The sequence below is a fragment of the Streptomyces sp. ITFR-6 genome (assembly GCF_031844725.1).
In the GTDB taxonomy this organism is placed as follows: domain Bacteria; phylum Actinomycetota; class Actinomycetes; order Streptomycetales; family Streptomycetaceae; genus Streptomyces.
On record NZ_CP134612.1, the window covers coordinates 4,220,638 to 4,236,733 of the forward strand.

Sequence of the window (16,096 nt, forward strand, 5' to 3'; positions counted from 1 at the left end):
GGGCGCGCCGATTGCCGTGACTACGGGGTGACGGCGAAGTTCCGCAGGATGGCGGCGGCCAGCTCCTGATCGCCCTCGGTCTTGATGGCGTCCGCGACCGCGCTCGCCCGCACCCGGCCGCAGGCCAGCCGTACGTACGTCTCCCAGTCCATCGCCAGCGTCACCGCGGGACCCAGTGACGGCGCACCGTCCACGGAGCCGCGGCCCTCCGCGTCGACCCGGACGGTCCGCAGGAACTCCACCGGACCGTGCACATCCAGCACGACGGCCGAGTTGGGCGGTGCGCCCGCGTCCTTGGCGACCACCTTCGGCAGCGCGGCCAGCAGCGTGTCCCGGACGATCGCGGCACCGGGGGAGTCCAGGTTGCCGGGCTTCCCCAGCGTCGTCCGCAGATCCTGCTCGTGCACCCAGACGTCGAAGGCGCGCATCCGCAGCGCCAGTTCGAGGGTCTGCTCGGCGCCGAGCGGCGCGCGCGTCATGGTCTCCGGATCACGCGTCTCGTTACGCAGCTGACGGGACCGCCGGATGATCGTGTACTCCAGCTCGGAGGTCATCTCCGGTGCGGTGTGGTGACGCCGCACATCGACCTGCATCTCCATGTAGCGGGCGAAGTCGCTCTGCACATGGTAGAGATCGCGCGGCAGGGTGTGGATGGGGCGCGGGTCACCGAGCTGCTCACACTCCATGCCGATGATGTGCGACACGACGTCGCGCACCGACCAGTTGGGGCATGGAGTACGGCCGTTCCACTCCCCCTCGGTGAGTGGGCTCACCAGCTCGGCTATCGACTCGATGGAGTGGGTCCAGGCATCGGCGTAGGTCTGGAGGCTGGGATGGACGGTCACGGGACCCCTCGGGCGGTTCTGCGGTGCATGGGCTGGAGAACTGGGCGCGGACGGCGGGCTGCGGGCTGCGGGCTGCGATGAGGTTCGGTCGGTCCAAGTTACGCTGCGAGCAGGCACCCCGGCAGTGCTTTCGTGTGACGATCGTAGGCCCGTGTTGACGGCTCATATGCCAGGACGGTGGTAGTGTGCGCGCCTCTCTCATCCAGATCGCAGTAGACCCGGACGAATCCATCGACGCGCGCAGGGAGCGGGCGGCTTCGCTGGTCGCGGCCCAGCGGGGCGCGGATCTGGTGGTCCTGCCCGAACTCTGGCCGGTCGGAGCCTTCGCCTACCCGGTGTTCGAGACCGAGGCCGAACCGCTGCTCGGCCCCACGCACGAGGTGATGTCCAAGGCCGCCGCCGACGCCGGGGTCTGGCTGCACGCGGGCTCCTTCGTCGAGCGGGCCGACAACGGCACCCTCTACAACACCACGCTCGTCTTCACCCCCGAGGGCGAGCGGGCCGCCGCGTACCGCAAGATCCACCGCTTCGGCTTCGACAAGGGCGAGGCGGTCATGATGGGCGCCGGGGACGAGCTGGTCACGCTCGCCCTGCCGCAGACCACGATCGGCCTCGCCACCTGCTACGACCTCCGCTTCCCGGAGATGTTCCGCGGGCTGGTCGACGCGGGCGCCGAGACCCTGGTCGTCGCGGCGGGCTGGCCCGAGCGCCGCCGCGCCCACTGGACGCTGCTCGCCCAGGCGCGGGCCGTCGAGAACCAGGCGTACGTGCTGGCCGTCGGCTGCGCCGGTACCCACGCCGGAGTCCCGCAGGCCGGGCACAGCATCGTCGTCGACCCCTGGGGCGAGGTGCTCGCGGAGGCGGGCGCGGACGAAGAAGTGCTGAGCGTGGAGTTCGACCCGTCCCGGGTGGCCACCACCAGGGAGCAGTTCCCGGCCCTCAAGGACCGCCGACTGGGACTCGCTCCGCCGGTCTTCCCCGGATAGCCGGGGCCCTGTTGACCGGGGCCCTGTTCGTGCCGGTGGCTGTTTCACGTGAAACAGCCACCGGCCCACATGGGGCTACGCCGCTCAGTCCTCGTGATCCTTCTCCGCGAGCACGATCACGCACACCGCCACCGCGATCAGCAGGCTCGCGTCCGCGTCGTCCCGCACGATGTCGATCCCGTACGTGTCCCGGATGGACAGCCAGCGGCGCGAGATCTGGGCCAGCAGCTCCCCGTCGTAATCGACCGCGAACTCGCGGTCCAGGATCTTGCCGCTGACGTCCAGCTCGGTGCCGTCCACCAACGTCACCCGGTAGTGGTTGCGCAGCAGCGAGAGGTGCTTCCGCTTGACCTTGGCGAGCTGCTCGCCGTCCCGCTCGATGAGCATCGTGTCCCGCAGGCTCAGCAGCTTCTGCTTGATCTCGACAACGATCCGCCCCTGCGCGTCCTTCAGCTCGAAGGTGTCGCGCACCCGCATGGCCTTGCCGTCGACGAGGAAGACCTTGTGGCCGTCCGTGTCCTCGATCCAGTAGTCGTCGCCGATGCTGAACAGTCGCTCACGCACGAGAAGTCTCATGGCTCACAGGTTCCCCGAGGTACCTGTGGAATGCGTGGACGCCACGGTGATGTTGACCCGGTATCCGTTGGAACCTCCGGCATCAGCGGTGATCAAGAGTCGGGAGGTGAGCGGTGTTGGCCTTCGCCTTCCCACCAACGACGCAGGGTGGCGACGGCGAACGCGGACGTGTCACCATCGCACCCACCGACACCCAGTCTGCGTCCGCGACGATGTCACCTGGTCATTGATGTAGTGGAACTGGGCATCCCGGCCGGGAGACGGGCCCCTCGGTGGTAACGAACTGCGCCGTAATGGGAACTGTGCCAACTCTGTCGGGCATCGTGTTCTACGGTGCCTTCAGTCACCGAGGACGGGGGAGGAGCATGGGCCGGGCAGGAACAGCGCTCGCGGAGCGGATTGTGGAGCGCAGGAGCGGTGTTGGTGACCCGCGGGCGTTGGTGGGTGAGATGCGGCGTTCGGTCCTTCTGGTGCCGGTGGCCGATGAGCGGTTGTGGTCGGTGCGGATGGGTGGGGTGCGGTGGATCTGCGGGTTCACCGATGAGACGGCGCTGGCCCGGTTCGCTCTCCACCACGGTCCGGGGGACCAGCCGGTTGATTACGCGGCGCTGTTGGGTGCGCGGATCGTGGATGAGATCGTGCCCGCGCTGGGTGAGCCCGCGGGCCTCGCGGTGGATATCGCGACCGAGGACGGGTCGATGTTCTTCCCGCCGGTCTCCGGGATCGTTCCGGACGCGGTCGCCGTCGATAGGGGTGCGGGTGAAGAGGGGGCTGAGCGGTGACGGGGCGGATCTGCATCTCGACAAGGAGTCGGTCACCAAGTTCACCAAGTTCACCAAGTTCACCAAGGGCCTGAACTCGACGATCGATGAGTTGGGTGATCTGGGTGGTGCGACGGGTTCGGTGATGGGCAAGGGTTTCTCGTCGTTGGCGATCACGGGGATGGAAGCCGGTCACCACGGGGTGTCGGTGGACTTCGAGGACTTCTGCGAGCGGTGGGAGTGGGGGGTGCGGGCCCTGGTGCGCGATGCGAGTGGGCTGGCGGACCGGCTCGGGCTGGTGGCGGGTACGCAGTGGGAGAACGACCAGTACATCGCGGGCACCCTCAAGGTGGGTGCGAATGCCGTGTTCGGCGGGAATCCGCATGCGAGTGAGGAGGAGATCGCCAAGCAGGACTGGGGCGACATCTTCACGCCGGACTATCTGGACCCGGACTTCAGCCCGGAGTCGTTCGAGAAGGCCGGCCAGGACATGGGCCAGACCTGGAAGGACACCGGCCGCACCGTCCTCACCGAGGGGTATGGCGGGCGGCAGTCCGACATGTTCAACAGTGCGCTCGGTATCTCCGACGAGCAGTTCAACCGAGTCGCGGGAGTGTTCAATGAACGGCGGATCCGATGGTCAAGGAGACGCCAGATGAGCGATACCACCATCGAGCAGAGAGCGGGCGGCGAGCCGGGGGTTGCGGAGGCCGCGTCGGCGAGCGACGAGCAGTTGGTCGCGATGCTCGCGAGCCGGGCCCGTTCGGAAGGGCTGCAGCTGACTGGGGAGGGCAGGCTGCTTCAGCAGCTGACCAAGCGGGTCCTGGAGTCCGCGCTGGAGGGCGAGATCACCGATCACCTCGGTTACGAGAAGCACGATGCCGAAGGCCGGGGCAGTGGTAACAGCAGGAACGGGAGCCGGGCGAAGACGGTGCTGACCGACGTCGGTCCGGTCGAGGTGAAGGTCCCCCGGGACGTGACAGGCACGTTCGAGCCAGCCATTGTCAAGAAGCGGCAGCGGCGCCTGACCGGGGTGGACGAGATGGTGCTGTCGCTGTCGGCGAAGGGGCTCACGCACGGTGAGATCTCCGCGCACCTGGCCGAGGTCTATGGCGCGAGCGTGTCCAAGGCGACCATCTCTACCATCACCGACAGCGTGATGGACGGGATGGCGGAATGGGCCAGCCGCCCGCTGGACCGCGTCTATCCGGTCCTGTTCGTGGACGCCATCAACATCAAGATCAGGGACGGGCACGTCGCCAATCGCCCGGTCTACGTCGTCATGGCCGTGACCGCCGAGGGCCACCGCGACATCTTGGGGATCTGGGCCGGTGACGGCGGCGAGGGCGCGAAGTACTGGCTGAGCGTGTTCACGGACCTGAAGAACCGGGGCCTGGAAGACGTCCTGATGCTGGTCTGCGACGGGTTGAAGGGCCTGCCCGAAGCGGTGGAAGCCGTCTGGCCCCGGACAATTGTCCAGACTTGCGTAGTTCATCTCCTGAGGAACAGCTTCCGCCACGCGGCCCGCCAGGACTGGGACAAGATCGCCAAGGCGCTCCGGCCCGTCCACACGGCCCCGAACGAAGCGGCGGCCACCGAGCGGTTCAGCGAGTTCCAGGAAACCTGGGGCAAGAAGTACCCGGCGGTCATCCGGCTCCGGGAGAACGCCTGGGCCGAGTTCGTCCCCTTCCTCTCCTTCGACGTCGAGATCCGCAAGGTCATCTGCTCGGCCAACGCGATCGAGAGCGTGAACGCGCGGACCCGCAAGGCCGTTCGAGCCCGCGGGCACCTCCCCAACGAGGCCGCGGCTATGAAGTGCGTCTACATGGCGCTCATGTCCCTGGACCCGACCGGCAAGGGCCGCAAGCGCTGGACCATGCGCTGGAAGGCGCCCCTGAACGCCTTCCAGATCGCCTTCGAAGGCCGGCTCACCCCGGCTGCCTACTGACCCCAACAACACTGGATCAGCCGTTTACTGGACACTCCCAGATCAAGGTGCCATCCAGGAAGCGTTGGGGTACCGAGCCGAAGATTTTCCGGGCGGACCTCATGACCCCTATATGGATGGAAAGGCGTATTTCGCTAAGGAGCGTAAACTCGCAGACGTATATGCTCAGCATTATGGTGAAGGTGTTATAGAGATCAGGATTCCTCTGGAGGAGTACAATCTTCGCTTTGGGCAATATGAGTGCCCCTACGAAAGTGGGCCCTTGACCGAGATCCCGATCCCGAACACTGTCGTGGAGGATCTGAATCCGTACTACAGAAAATGGCACAAGTAGTTATGGAAGACGAATGGGGAAATGCAAAGCTCCGGCATCCGGTGGGCAGTAAGACTCACGGAGTGGTCCGTATCCGACGCCCGTTCGGGGTGTTCATCGAGCTCGACGGCGCTCCCGAAGCGATCGGATTCCTGGACATTGCCTCGTACAACCCCAATCCACCGGTGCTCGACCTGCCTGGGGTAGGAGCAAGAGTCTCTGTCGAAGTGGCGTTCCACGACGAACAAAAAAGGCAAATCAGAGTTCGGGTGGGTGAACCGTTCTGGAATGATTCGCGACCGGATGGGGAAAACCCTCTTTCATCCTGATCAGGTGGTGAGTTCGAGGGGGCTCTGACCAGCACTGCTGCTCTCCGAGTCGGGTGGGTCCCCCGCGCCGCAGCAGGGGCGGGGCAGGGCGCGCGGAGGGAAGAGCGCCGGTAGTGGCACCCTTGGACGCATGAGCAAGCGAGCCCGCGTCCGCGCCCCTGAGCTGCAAGGACGGTCCTGGATCAACACAGGCGGCAAGGAGCTGTCCCTTGCGGACTTCCGAGGTCGCACACTGGTGCTGGATTTCTGGACGTTCTGCTGTGTGAACTGTCTGCATGTCCTCGATGAGCTGCGCGAGCTGGAGGAGAAGCACCGCGACACCGTGGTGATCATCGGCGTTCACTCGCCGAAGTTCGTCCACGAGGCGGAGCACCAGGCCGTGGTCGACGCCGTCGAGCGGTACGAGGTGCACCACCCGGTGCTCGACGATCCCGAGCTGGCGACCTGGAAGCAGTACGCCGTACGCGCCTGGCCGACGCTCGTCGTGGTGGACCCCGAGGGCTATGTCGTCGCCCAGCACGCGGGTGAGGGCCACGCGCACGCCATCGAGAAGCTGGTCGAGGAGCTGGAGACCGAGCACGCCGCGAAGGGCACCCTGCGGCGCGGCGACGGTCCGTATGTGGCGCCCGAGCCGGTGGCGACGCATCTGCGGTTCCCCGGCAAGGCGCTGCTGCTGGACGACGGCGGCTTCCTGGTCTCCGACACCACCCGCCACCGGCTGGTCGAGCTGGCGGCGGACGGCGAGACCGTCCGGCGCCACTTCGGCACCGGCGACCGCGGGTTCAGCGATGGCGGGCCGGAGGAGGTCCGGTTCAGCGAGCCGCAGGGGCTGACCGTGCTGCCCGACGGGCGGATCGCCGTCGCGGACACGGTGAACCACGCCATCCGCGCGCTCGACCTCACGACCGGTGCGACCGCCACCCTCGCGGGCACCGGCCGCCAGTGGTGGCAGGGGGCGCCCACCAGTGGTGCGGGGCGTGAGGTGGACCTCTCCTCGCCGTGGGACGTCGCCTGGTTCGACGGCAGGCTCTGGATCGCCATGGCGGGCGTCCACCAGCTGTGGACGTACGACGCGGAGGACGGCACCGTGCGGGTCGCGGCCGGGACGACGAACGAGGGGCTGGTCGACGGTCCGGGGACGGAGGCCTGGTTCGCCCAGCCGTCCGGGCTCGCCGCCACCGCCGAGCGGCTCTGGGTCGCGGACTCGGAGACGTCCTCACTGCGCTATGTCGACCTGGAGGGTGCCGTCCACACCGCCGTCGGCACCGGGCTCTTCGACTTCGGCCACCGCGACGGGGCAGCGGACCAGGCGCTGTTCCAGCACCCGCTGGGCGTCACCGCGCTGCCCGACGGATCGGTCGCCGTCTGCGACACGTACAACCACGCCCTGCGCCGCTACGACCCGGCGAGCGGTGAGGTCAGCACGCTCGCCACGGATCTGCGCGAGCCCAGCGACGCCGTGCTGGTGGACGGCGATCTCGTGGTCGTCGAGTCCGCCCGGCACCGGCTGACCCGGCTGCGGCTGCCCGAGGAGGCGGTACGCGTCGCGGACTCGGCGCACCGCACCCAGCGTGCCACGACCGAGATCGCACCGGGCACGCTCCGGCTCGACGTCGTCTTCCAGGCGCCCGCCGGTCAGAAGCTGGACACCCGGTACGGGCCCTCGACCAGGCTGCTGGTCTCCTCGACCCCGCCGGAGCTGCTGGCCGGGGGCGAGGGAGCGGGCACCGATCTCTTCCGCGATCTGGTCGTCGCGGACGGGATCACCGAGGGCGTCCTGCACGTCTCCGCGATGGCCGCGTCCTGCGACGACGACCCCGCGAACGAGTACCCGGCCTGCCATGTCCACCAGCAGGACTGGGGCGTCCCCGTCCGCGTGGTCGCGGAGGGGACGCCCCGGCTGCCGCTCGTGCTCGCGGGGATGGACGAGCAGGGCTGACAGCCGTACCGGGGGACGGGGCGGGTCGCGGGGGCGGGCGGCTCAGAAGCCGTCGGCGCCGTTGCGCAGCTCGTACGTCCAGTAGCCGGTCCGGTACACCGCCGGGTCGACGGCGATGCCCTCGGCGCCGGGTGCCCGCACGGCGGCCTGGCCGCTGCCGCCCTGGAGCCACACGGCGAACGCCGTCACGGGCTCCACGTCCTCGTCGGCGCCGCCGTTGGACAGCTTCACCAGCGCGTACGCCGGTGCGCCCGCGTCGAGCACGATGCGGGTGGCCGGCTTGCTCTTGGCGACCGACGGGATGTTCTGCTTGTGGCTCTCCAGGAACTGGATCTCCGGGAAGCCCTTCATCTCGCACCTGTGGCCCGAGGTGTTCTTGGCCGTCAGGACGATGTGCGTGTAGAGCGGGCCGTCCTGGGTGGCGGCACTGATCCTGACATCCTCGGTGGTGCAGAGCGGGGCGCTCGCGGACCCGGTGGCGGACTTCGCCGCGCCGCCGCTGGTGCTGCCGGTGCCTCCGGTGGTGCCCTTGGCTCCGGTGGTGGTGCCCTTCGCGGCCACGGAGGTCTTGGCGGCGGCGGAGCCGGAGCCGGTGGCGGACTTCGTGGCGGAGACCGGTGCGGAGTTGTTCGCCGGGCCCTCCGACCTGGTGCCGGTGCCGCTGTCACCGCCGCCGCAGGCGGTGAGCGCCAGGGCGAGTACGGCTGTGGTCGTGGCGGCCAGGGCGGTGGCGCGGTAGCGGGTCCGGAAGGCAGACATGGTTTTCCCCCGAGTGTGGTGACGCGTGACGGTGAGACGAGAGCCGGGCGCGGTGGTGAGTCGCCCCGGCATGCTGACAGCCATGAGTCTTCCGGGCACCGCTCACGTCCCGCTGACGTGCGGCTAACGTCCCGCTGACGTGGTCCGCACCCCGGCACCCCCCGCTGCCGCCGGGCTCAGCCGTCGTCGGCGAGCCGCCGCACCGCCTGCTCGTACCGCCGTACGTACTCCGCCCCCGAGGCCACCCGCAGCAGCGCCTCCAGCGCCCGCACCGCGCCCTCGTCGTACCCGGCGCGCTCCGCCTCCGCCGCCGCCAGGTCCAGCAGCCGGACGCCCTCGCCCTCCGTGCCCAGGGCCAGGTGCGCCTCGCCGCTGACGGTCAGCAGGAGGACGCGACGGGCGGCCTCCTCGTGCTCGGGGCCCAGGTCGAACGCGGTCCGGGCGCAGTCCAGCGCTTCCTTCGGCCGCCCGGCCACCAGCCACAGCCGGGTCAGGTGCTGGAGGGCGAGCATCTCGGTGTGCGCGTCGCGCTCCTGCCTGGCCAGCGCGACGGCCCGCTCGCAGCCCTCCAGCGCCTCGTCCAGACCGCCCTGCTCCGCCTGGACGACCGCCAGGTTGATCAGTGCCGTCGCCTCGCCCAGCCGGTCCCCGGCCCGCCGCGCCAGACCGGGCGAGGGCTCCAGCAGTGCGGCGGCCTCCGTGGTCCTGCCCTCCTCCGACAGCACCCAGCCCAGCAGGTTGCGCACCCGCTACTCGGCGTACGGGTCGTCCCGCGCGACCGCCGCGTCCAGCGCCAGCCCCAGGGCCGGGGCCCAGCCGTCCCGGACCCGCCAGACCACGTGCGGCCACTGGAGCAGGATGATCCGCCAGGCGCGGTCGTCGAGACCGGCACCGCGCGCGGCGGCGGCCGCCAGGGACAGGTCCTCGCGCTCGGTGGCCAGCCAGCTCATCGCCTCGGCCCGGTCGGTGAAGTCCCTTACGGCAGTGGGCCTGCGGTAGTCCTCCGGCAGGACGAAGCAGGGCTCGCCGCCCGGTTCGGCCGTGTCGGCGGCGGCCAGCGCGGTCGCGATGCAGTGGTCGAGCACACCGAGCAGGGCGTCGGGGCCGGACTCGGGGTCGATCCCCCGTGCGTAGAGGCGCACCAGATCGTGCAGCTCCCAGCGTCCCGGGCTCGTCTCGCTGACCAGGTGGGCGGCGGCGAGCCGCTCCAGCGCCGCCGCCGCGATGACCGGATCGCTGCCGGCCAGGGCGGCGGCGGTGTACCGGTCGAAGTGGCTGCCGGGGTGGTGGCCGAGCCGGGCGAAGTGGTGGACGGCGTCCGGCGGCAGCTGCTGCACGGTCAGCCGCAGCGCCGCGGAGACCCCGGTGTCCTCCACGTCGAGATAGGTCAGCCTGCTGCGCTCGTCGGCCAGTTCGTCGGCCGTCCCGGCGAGCGTCCGGTGCGGGCGGCCCGCCAGCCGGGCCGCCGTGACCCGCAGGGCGAGCGGCAGTCCGCCGCAGAGCTCGGCCAGCCGACGGGCCGCCACCGGTTCCGCGAGCACCCGCTCCTCGCCCAGCACCCCGGCCAGCAGCGCGGTGCCGTCCGGCGGTCCGAGCACGTCCAGCGGCACCGGGCGGGCGGCGTCGGAGGCGACGAGACCGTCCAGCCGGTGCCTGCTGGTGACCAGCGTGACGCAGTCGGTGCCGCCCGGCAGCAACGGCCTGACCTGGGCCGAGTCGCGGGCGTTGTCCAGGACGACGAGCAGGCTGCGCCGGTCGGTCAGCGAGCGGAAGAGCGCGGCGGCGCCCTGGACGGACTCCGGGACCCGGCGGGGCGCGACACCGAGCGCCAGCAGGAACTCCCGCAGCACCTCCAGCGGCGTCGGCTGCCCCGTCTCACCGAACCCGCGCAGATCGGCGAAGAGCCGCCCGTCCGGGAACGCGGCGGGTGCGCGGCGCGCCCAGTGCAGGGCCAGCGCGGTCTTGCCCACCCCGGCCGGTCCGGTGACCAGGCAGACGGGCGCCTCGCCGGCCGCCGCCCGGGAGAGCGCGGCCAGCTCGGCTCCCCGGCCCTGGAAGCCCCGTGGGGCGCGCGGCAGCAGATCGGCGGGGTGGGGCTCGCCGCCCCGGACGCCGCCCTGTGCGCCTGCGGCCGTCGCGCCTGGGTCCGACGCGCCTGCGGCCGTCGCACCAGCGGGAGGCACCCCCACAGCAGACCCCCCGGCGGGACCGCCCTTCGCACCACCGCGCCCGTCCGGCTGCGGCTCCGGTTGCGGGTCGCCGCGCAGGATCGGGGCGTAGGCGTCCGCCAGCTCGCGGCCGGGGTCGATGCCCAGTTCGTCCGCGAGCAGCCGCCGGGTGCGGTGGAACCAGTCCAGCGCCTCCGACTGGCGCCGGAGCCGTGCAGCGCCGACATCAGGGCAGCGGCGAGGGACTCCCGCATCGGATGGGCCACGGCCTCGTCCCGGAGCACCGCCGCCGCCCGGTGGTGCTCGCCCAGCTCGGCGTAGGCGTGGGCCAGTTGCTCGACCGTCGTGAGCCGGGACTCCTCCAGCGCCTGCGCGGCGGCCTGGAGCGGTGCGCTGGGGAACGTACCGGTCAGCGCGGGCCCCTCCCACAGGGACAGGGCCTCCTTCAGCATCAGCACGCTGTCGGCCGGACTGCGCTGCTCCCGGGCCAGCATCAGCAGTTCCTCGAACCGCTGGGAGTCCAGCAGGGTCTCCGGCACCCGCAGCACGTACGCGTCCCCGAGCGTGGTCAGCTCGACCCCGTAGGCCTCCGCGTCCGCGCCCGTCAGCAGGGCGCGCAGCCGGGACACATGCCCCTGGATGACCGTACGGGCGTGCAGCGGCGGGGAGTCGTCCCACAGACAGCCCGTCAACCGGGCCACGGACACCGGGGTGTTGGCGCGGAGCAGCAGCGCGGCGAGCAGGCTGCGGCGTTTGGCGGGGCCGAGTGGCAGCGGACCCGTCAGCGTGTCGACGCAGACGGTGCCCAGCAGCCGGAACTCCACGAGCGGCTCCCCTTCCGGGTGTGACGCGCCCGGTGCCGGGTCATGGACAGGGCCCCAGAATATCCGGCGCCGCCCTGGGACGGGGAGGGGGTGCGCCCGGTCCACGGGGCGCACCCGCCCGGGTCACAGGTGGCGTTCGTCCTCGGAAACCACTGTGGTGGTGGGGGGTACGACCATGCGGCGGCGCCGCATGACACTCGCGTAGACGAACACGCCGATGATGCCGACGATCATCATGATCCAGCCGACCATGTCGACGTTGACGCTGTCCATCTCCCAGTCGGTCGCGAAGGCGAGTATCGCCCCTGCACCGATGAGAAGGATGCATCCTCCGAGTCCCATGAGTTCCGCCTCCTCGACGCCCCGGAAGCTCCGGGCCGTGTATCGAGCGGATACCCGGCCCGGCAACGACCATGTCCGAGAAGAGGGTTGGTGTTTCGGTCAGCCCGCCAGGAACGACGCCAGGGCGGTCGCCAGCAGGTGCGGGTCGTCGGCGCCGCACAGCTCACGGGCGCTGTGCATCGACAGGATGGCGACGCCGATGTCGACGGTCTGGATGCCGTGCCGGGCGGCGGTGATCGGCCCGATCGTGGTGCCGCAGGGCATCGAGTTGTTGGAGACGAACGTCTGCCACGGCACGCCCGCCTGCTCGCACGCGGCCGCGAAGACGGCCCGGCCGCTGCCGTCGGTCGCGTACCGCATGTTGACGTTGGTCTTGAGGATCGGTCCGCCGTTGACGACCGGGTGGTGCGTCGGGTCGTGCCGCTCGGCGTAGTTGGGGTGGATCGCGTGGCCGGTGTCGGAGGAGAGGCAGACGGTCCCGGCGAAGGCGCGGGCCCGGTCCTCGTACGTACCGCCGCGGGCGAACACCGAGCGCTCCAGGACCGTGCCGAGCAGCGGTCCGTCCGCACCCGTGTCGGACTGCGAGCCGTTCTCCTCGTGGTCGAAGGCGGCCAGCACCGGGATGTACGGGATCTCCGCGTCGGGCTGTCCGGCGACGGCGGCGAGCGCCGCGACCGCCGCGTGCACCGAGAGCAGGTTGTCCATCCGGGGCCCGGCCACCAGCTCGCGGTCACGGCCCAGGTAGGACGGCGCCTCGACGGGGTGCGGCATCAGGTCCCAGCCGGTGATGTCCTCGGCGTCGACCTCCGCCTCCTGTGCGACGAACCGGATGAGGTCGCCCTCCGCCACGTCGCCCAGGCCCCAGATCGGCTGCATGTGCTTCTGGCGGTCGAGCTTGAGCCCGTCGGGGTTGGCCGACCGGTCCAGGTGCACGGCCAGCTGCGGGACGCGCAGCAGCGGCCGGTCGATGTCGACCAGCCGGTGGGTGCCGTCACGCAGCGAGATGCGCCCGGCGAGGCCGAGGTCCCGGTCCAGCCAGGTGTTGAGGAGCGTGCCGCCGTAGACCTCCACGGCGACCTGCCGCCAGCCGTGGGCGCCCGTGTCGGGCAGCGGCTTCACGCGCAGGTTCGGGGAGTCGGTGTGCGCGCCCGCGATCCGGAACGGGGTGTGGGCCTGCGCGCCCTCCGGCACGTACCAGGCCACGATCGCGCCGCCGCGCAGCACGTACTTCCCGCCGCTGGACCCGTCCCAGGCCGCCGTCTCCTCGACCTGCCGGAAACCGGCCTTCTCCAGCCTCGACGCGGCGGTCGCCACGGCGTGGTACGGGGAGGGGCAGTCCATCAGGAAGGCCATCAGATCGTCGGTGTGCCCGCGGTCGAAGCGGAGGGAAGAACTCATGTTCTTCACCTTAACCAGGCAGGAGCGGGAGGTTTCACCGTTGCCCCCGGTGACGCACCGCTATCGTCCGGTCACCGCGGCGGACGGCTTCTTGCCGTCCTGTGCCTGCTGGGCCCGGTCCGCGACCATGGCGGCGAGGGCCTTGACCTCCGCGTCGGGTACGGCCGATTTGCCCTGGGTCCCGGTGCTGATGCCCAGCACGAGGGTGCCGACCCGGAGCTGGGTGATGGTGGCGGGGCCGCCCATGGTGCCCGTCCCGGCCCGGTTGGCCTCGCGCTCCGCCCCCGGCTCACCTATCTCGACCGGTTTCGCGCCCTCCCCGACCCTGTCCCCGCCGTAGTACGCGTTCAGCGCGTCATAGGCGGCGTCGGCCGTCTTCTCGTCCTTGTAGGCGAGGGTCCAGAAGTTCAGCGAGGTCACGTCGGGCTTGCGGACGAACGAGGAGATGCCCCAGAACGTGATCTCCCCGCAGGTGGCCTGCCGCTTCTTCTTGTCGGGCACCTGGCAGACCGGCGGCGGGTAGTCGGCCACCGGCTTCTGCGCCTCCGGCTCCGCCACGGTCCGCCAGCCCGGCAGCGCCTTCGCGTCCGGCAGCACCGACAGCAGCTCCGCCCTGCCCAGCGCCTTCGAGGCGTCGCCCCCGCCATCGCCGCCACCGCAGCCCGCGAGGAGCAGCGCCACCGCCCCGACCGCCGCGCCCCGTACGTACCACCGCTTGCCCGGACGACTCATGCGCCGACCTCCCCCTCGGAACCGGCTCCGATCATAGGGAAGGGCACGGACAGCGGCTCCTGGAGCGTGTCGATCGCCGTCAGATCGATATCGATGTCGTACGGAACGGAGAGCTTGAGCCGGTCGTGGTGGAGGCCCGTACGACAGCACCGTCACCCGGAAGCGCGTCCGGGTGACGGTGCGTGTTGGCGATCTTGAGCGGTGGTGCCTAGAACGCGGCCTCGTCCAGCTCCATCAGGGAGTTGTCGACGGACTCGGCGAGTGCGCGCTCGGCGCCGACGCCGGGCAGGACGTTCGCGGCGAAGAACTTCGCGGCGGCGATCTTGCCCTGGTAGAAGGCGAGGTCCTTGGCGGAGGCGGTCTGCAGCTTCTCGGCGGCCACGGCCGCGCCCTTGAGCAGCAGGTAGCCGACGACGACATCGCCGGAGGCCAGCAGCAGGCGGGTGGTGTTGAGGCCCACCTTGTAGATGTTCTTCACGTCCTCGCCGGTCGCGGTGAGGTCGGTGATCATCGTGCCGACGATCGCCTCCAGGTCCACGGCGGCCTTGGCGAGGTGGTCCAGCGAACCGGCCAGCTCCTCGTTGCCCTGGGCGCCCGCGAGGAACTTCTTGATCTCCTCGGAGAGCGCGTTGAGCGAGGCGCCCTGGTCGCGGACGATCTTCCGGAAGAAGAAGTCCTGGCCCTGGATGGCCGTCGTGCCCTCGTACAGCGTGTCGATCTTGGCGTCACGGATGTACTGCTCGATCGGGTACTCCTGGAGGTACCCGGAGCCGCCGAAGGTCTGGAGCGACTGGGCCAGCTGCTCGTACGACTTCTCCGAGCCGTAGCCCTTCACGATCGGGAGGAGCAGGTCGTTGAGGCCGTGCAGCGCCTTCGCGTCCTCGCCCGCGGACTCCTTCTCCTGGATCGCGTCCTGGACGGAGGCGGTGTAGAGCACCAGGGAGCGCATGCCCTCGGCGTAGGCCTTCTGCGTCATGAGCGAGCGGCGCACGTCGGGGTGGTGCGTGATGGTGACCTTGGGGGCCGTCTTGTCCATGAACTGCGACAGGTCGGTGCCCTGGACGCGCTCCTTGGCGTACTCCAGCGCGTTGAGGTAACCGGTCGAGAGTGCCGCGATGGCCTTCGTGCCGACCATCATGCGGGCGAACTCGATGATGCGGAACATCTGGCGGATGCCGTCGTGCTTGTCACCGATCAGCCAGCCCTTGGCGGGGTGCTGGTCGCCGAACGTCATCTCGCAGGTGTTGGACGCCTTGAGGCCCATCTTGTGCTCGACGTTCGTCGCGTACACGCCGTTGCGCTCGGCCAGCTCGCCGGTGGTCCAGTCGAAGTGGAACTTCGGGACCATGAAGAGCGAGAGGCCCTTGGTGCCCGGTCCCGCGCCCTCGGGGCGGGCCAGCACGTAGTGGATGATGTTCTCGGACATGTCGTGCTCGCCCGAGGTGATGAAGCGCTTCACACCCTCGATGTGCCAGGAGCCGTCCTCCTGCTCGACGGCCTTCGTGCGGCCCGCGCCGACGTCGGAACCGGCGTCCGGCTCGGTCAGCACCATCGTCGAGCCCCACTGCTTCTCGACGGCGATCTCGGCGATCTTCTTCTGCGCGTCGTTGCCCTCGTCGAAGAGGATGCCGGCGAAGGCCGGACCGGAGGAGTACATCCACACGGCCGGGTTGGCGCCGAGCAGCAGCTCCGCGTAACCCCAGATCAGGGAGCGCGGGGAGGTGGTGCCGCCGATCTCCTCGGGGAGGCCCAGGCGCCAGTACTCGGAGTCCATGAACGCCTGGTACGACTTCTTGAAGGTGTCCGGGACCGGCGCGGTGTTGGTCTCCGGGTCGAAGACCGGCGGGTTGCGGTCGGCGTCGGCGTAGGAGTCGGCGAGCTCGTTCTCCGCGAGGCGGGTGACCTCGTCGAGGATGCTCTTCGCGGTCTCGACGTCCATCTCCGCGAACGGTCCGGTGCCGTACACCTTGTCGCGCCCGAGGACCTCGAAGAGGTTGAACTCGATGTCGCGGAGATTCGACTTGTAGTGCCCCATGGGAAGGCTCCGTAATCAATAGCAGTGGCGCGCAGCGCCCCGTGGAGGGGTGGCCCGGACTCGCGGATGAGGTCGTTGTCAGCTGACCCCGTACCATGATGCTACCCGTCAGTAATAAGACGCAACCTCTCAAGGTGGAGA

At 70.1% G+C, this 16,096-nt stretch carries 12 protein-coding genes and 3 pseudogenes; 6 read left to right on the forward strand and 9 right to left on the reverse strand.

Features of this window, described 5'->3' with window-relative positions:
- Nucleotides 1-20 precede the first annotated feature (20 nt).
- Nucleotides 21-845, reverse strand: coding sequence for a maleylpyruvate isomerase family mycothiol-dependent enzyme (locus RLT59_RS19125; RefSeq protein ID WP_311304523.1), 825 nt, complete (start codon nucleotides 843-845; stop codon nucleotides 21-23).
- 185 nt (nucleotides 846-1,030) lie between these two features.
- Here RLT59_RS19125 and RLT59_RS19130 point away from each other — a divergent pair, with 185 nt between their 5' ends.
- Nucleotides 1,031-1,831 (forward strand): carbon-nitrogen family hydrolase, encoded by an 801-nt coding sequence (locus tag RLT59_RS19130; RefSeq protein WP_311304524.1) that lies wholly within the window; start codon nucleotides 1,031-1,033, stop codon nucleotides 1,829-1,831.
- Between the two features lie 84 nt (nucleotides 1,832-1,915).
- Here the strand turns inward: RLT59_RS19130 and RLT59_RS19135 are convergent, their stop codons facing one another.
- Nucleotides 1,916-2,407 carry an LURP-one-related/scramblase family protein gene (locus RLT59_RS19135; protein WP_311304525.1) on the reverse strand — a complete coding sequence of 164 codons (492 nt, stop codon included), beginning with the start codon at nucleotides 2,405-2,407 and terminating at the stop codon, nucleotides 1,916-1,918.
- Nucleotides 2,408-2,461: 54 nt separating this feature from the next.
- A pseudogene (locus RLT59_RS19140) lies at nucleotides 2,462-2,624 on the reverse strand (ISAzo13 family transposase); the annotation flags it as partial.
- Nucleotides 2,625-2,772: 148 nt separating this feature from the next.
- Here RLT59_RS19140 and RLT59_RS19145 point away from each other — a divergent pair.
- The 5 genes and pseudogenes from RLT59_RS19145 (at nucleotide 2,773) to RLT59_RS19165 (ending at nucleotide 7,697) form a co-directional block, all read left to right on the forward strand.
- Nucleotides 2,773-3,189 (forward strand): SseB family protein, encoded by a 417-nt coding sequence (locus RLT59_RS19145; RefSeq protein WP_311304526.1) that lies wholly within the window; start codon nucleotides 2,773-2,775, stop codon nucleotides 3,187-3,189.
- Nucleotides 3,179-3,772 (forward strand): annotated as a pseudogene (locus RLT59_RS19150) (hypothetical protein); the annotation flags it as partial. The gene RLT59_RS19145 and the pseudogene RLT59_RS19150, both read left to right, overlap by 11 nt.
- Before the next feature lie 138 nt (nucleotides 3,773-3,910).
- On the forward strand, nucleotides 3,911-5,116 hold the full coding sequence (locus tag RLT59_RS19155; protein ID WP_399126925.1) for an IS256 family transposase: 1,206 nt from the start codon (nucleotides 3,911-3,913) through the stop codon (nucleotides 5,114-5,116).
- A 423-nt stretch (nucleotides 5,117-5,539) separates the two neighbouring features.
- Complete coding sequence (locus tag RLT59_RS19160; RefSeq protein WP_311304527.1) at nucleotides 5,540-5,758, forward strand: hypothetical protein; 219 nt, start codon at nucleotides 5,540-5,542, stop codon at nucleotides 5,756-5,758.
- A gap of 130 nt (nucleotides 5,759-5,888) precedes the next feature.
- A complete protein-coding gene (locus RLT59_RS19165) occupies nucleotides 5,889-7,697 on the forward strand; it encodes an NHL domain-containing thioredoxin family protein (protein WP_311304528.1) in 1,809 nt (602 codons plus the stop codon).
- Nucleotides 7,698-7,739: 42 nt separating this feature from the next.
- Here the strand turns inward: RLT59_RS19165 and RLT59_RS19170 are convergent, their stop codons facing one another.
- The 6 genes and pseudogenes from RLT59_RS19170 to RLT59_RS19195 form a co-directional block, all read right to left on the reverse strand.
- A complete protein-coding gene (locus RLT59_RS19170; RefSeq protein WP_311304529.1) occupies nucleotides 7,740-8,456 on the reverse strand; it encodes a DUF4232 domain-containing protein in 717 nt (238 codons plus the stop codon).
- Between the two features lie 176 nt (nucleotides 8,457-8,632).
- Nucleotides 8,633-11,448, reverse strand: a pseudogene (locus RLT59_RS19175) (BTAD domain-containing putative transcriptional regulator).
- A 123-nt stretch (nucleotides 11,449-11,571) separates the two neighbouring features.
- Complete coding sequence (locus tag RLT59_RS19180; RefSeq protein WP_073733335.1) at nucleotides 11,572-11,790, reverse strand: DUF6458 family protein; 219 nt, start codon at nucleotides 11,788-11,790, stop codon at nucleotides 11,572-11,574.
- Between the two features lie 99 nt (nucleotides 11,791-11,889).
- Nucleotides 11,890-13,188, reverse strand: a complete 1,299-nt coding sequence (locus RLT59_RS19185) for a M18 family aminopeptidase (protein ID WP_311304530.1) — start codon at nucleotides 13,186-13,188, stop codon at nucleotides 11,890-11,892.
- 60 nt (nucleotides 13,189-13,248) lie between these two features.
- Nucleotides 13,249-13,920: a hypothetical protein gene (locus RLT59_RS19190; protein WP_311304531.1), complete on the reverse strand. Its 672-nt coding sequence runs from the start codon at nucleotides 13,918-13,920 to the stop codon at nucleotides 13,249-13,251.
- Nucleotides 13,921-14,128: 208 nt separating this feature from the next.
- Nucleotides 14,129-15,955 carry an acyl-CoA dehydrogenase gene (locus RLT59_RS19195; RefSeq protein WP_311304532.1) on the reverse strand — a complete coding sequence of 609 codons (1,827 nt, stop codon included), beginning with the start codon at nucleotides 15,953-15,955 and terminating at the stop codon, nucleotides 14,129-14,131.
- Nucleotides 15,956-16,096: the final 141 nt, after the last annotated feature.

Excerpts from the sequence above, each read along its gene's own strand:
- RLT59_RS19135 (WP_311304525.1), bottom strand. The coding sequence starts at position 2,407 with ATGAGACTTCTCGTGCGTGAGCGACTGTTCAGCATCGGCGACGACTAC.
- RLT59_RS19145 (WP_311304526.1), top strand. The coding sequence starts at position 2,773 with ATGGGCCGGGCAGGAACAGCGCTCGCGGAGCGGATTGTGGAGCGCAGG.
- RLT59_RS19155 (WP_399126925.1), top strand. The coding sequence starts at position 3,911 with ATGCTCGCGAGCCGGGCCCGTTCGGAAGGGCTGCAGCTGACTGGGGAG.
- RLT59_RS19165 (WP_311304528.1), top strand. The coding sequence starts at position 5,889 with ATGAGCAAGCGAGCCCGCGTCCGCGCCCCTGAGCTGCAAGGACGGTCC.
- RLT59_RS19170 (WP_311304529.1), bottom strand. The coding sequence starts at position 8,456 with ATGTCTGCCTTCCGGACCCGCTACCGCGCCACCGCCCTGGCCGCCACG.
- RLT59_RS19180 (WP_073733335.1), bottom strand. The coding sequence starts at position 11,790 with ATGGGACTCGGAGGATGCATCCTTCTCATCGGTGCAGGGGCGATACTC.
- RLT59_RS19185 (WP_311304530.1), bottom strand. The coding sequence starts at position 13,188 with ATGAGTTCTTCCCTCCGCTTCGACCGCGGGCACACCGACGATCTGATG.
- RLT59_RS19190 (WP_311304531.1), bottom strand. The coding sequence starts at position 13,920 with ATGAGTCGTCCGGGCAAGCGGTGGTACGTACGGGGCGCGGCGGTCGGG.
- RLT59_RS19195 (WP_311304532.1), bottom strand. The coding sequence starts at position 15,955 with ATGGGGCACTACAAGTCGAATCTCCGCGACATCGAGTTCAACCTCTTC.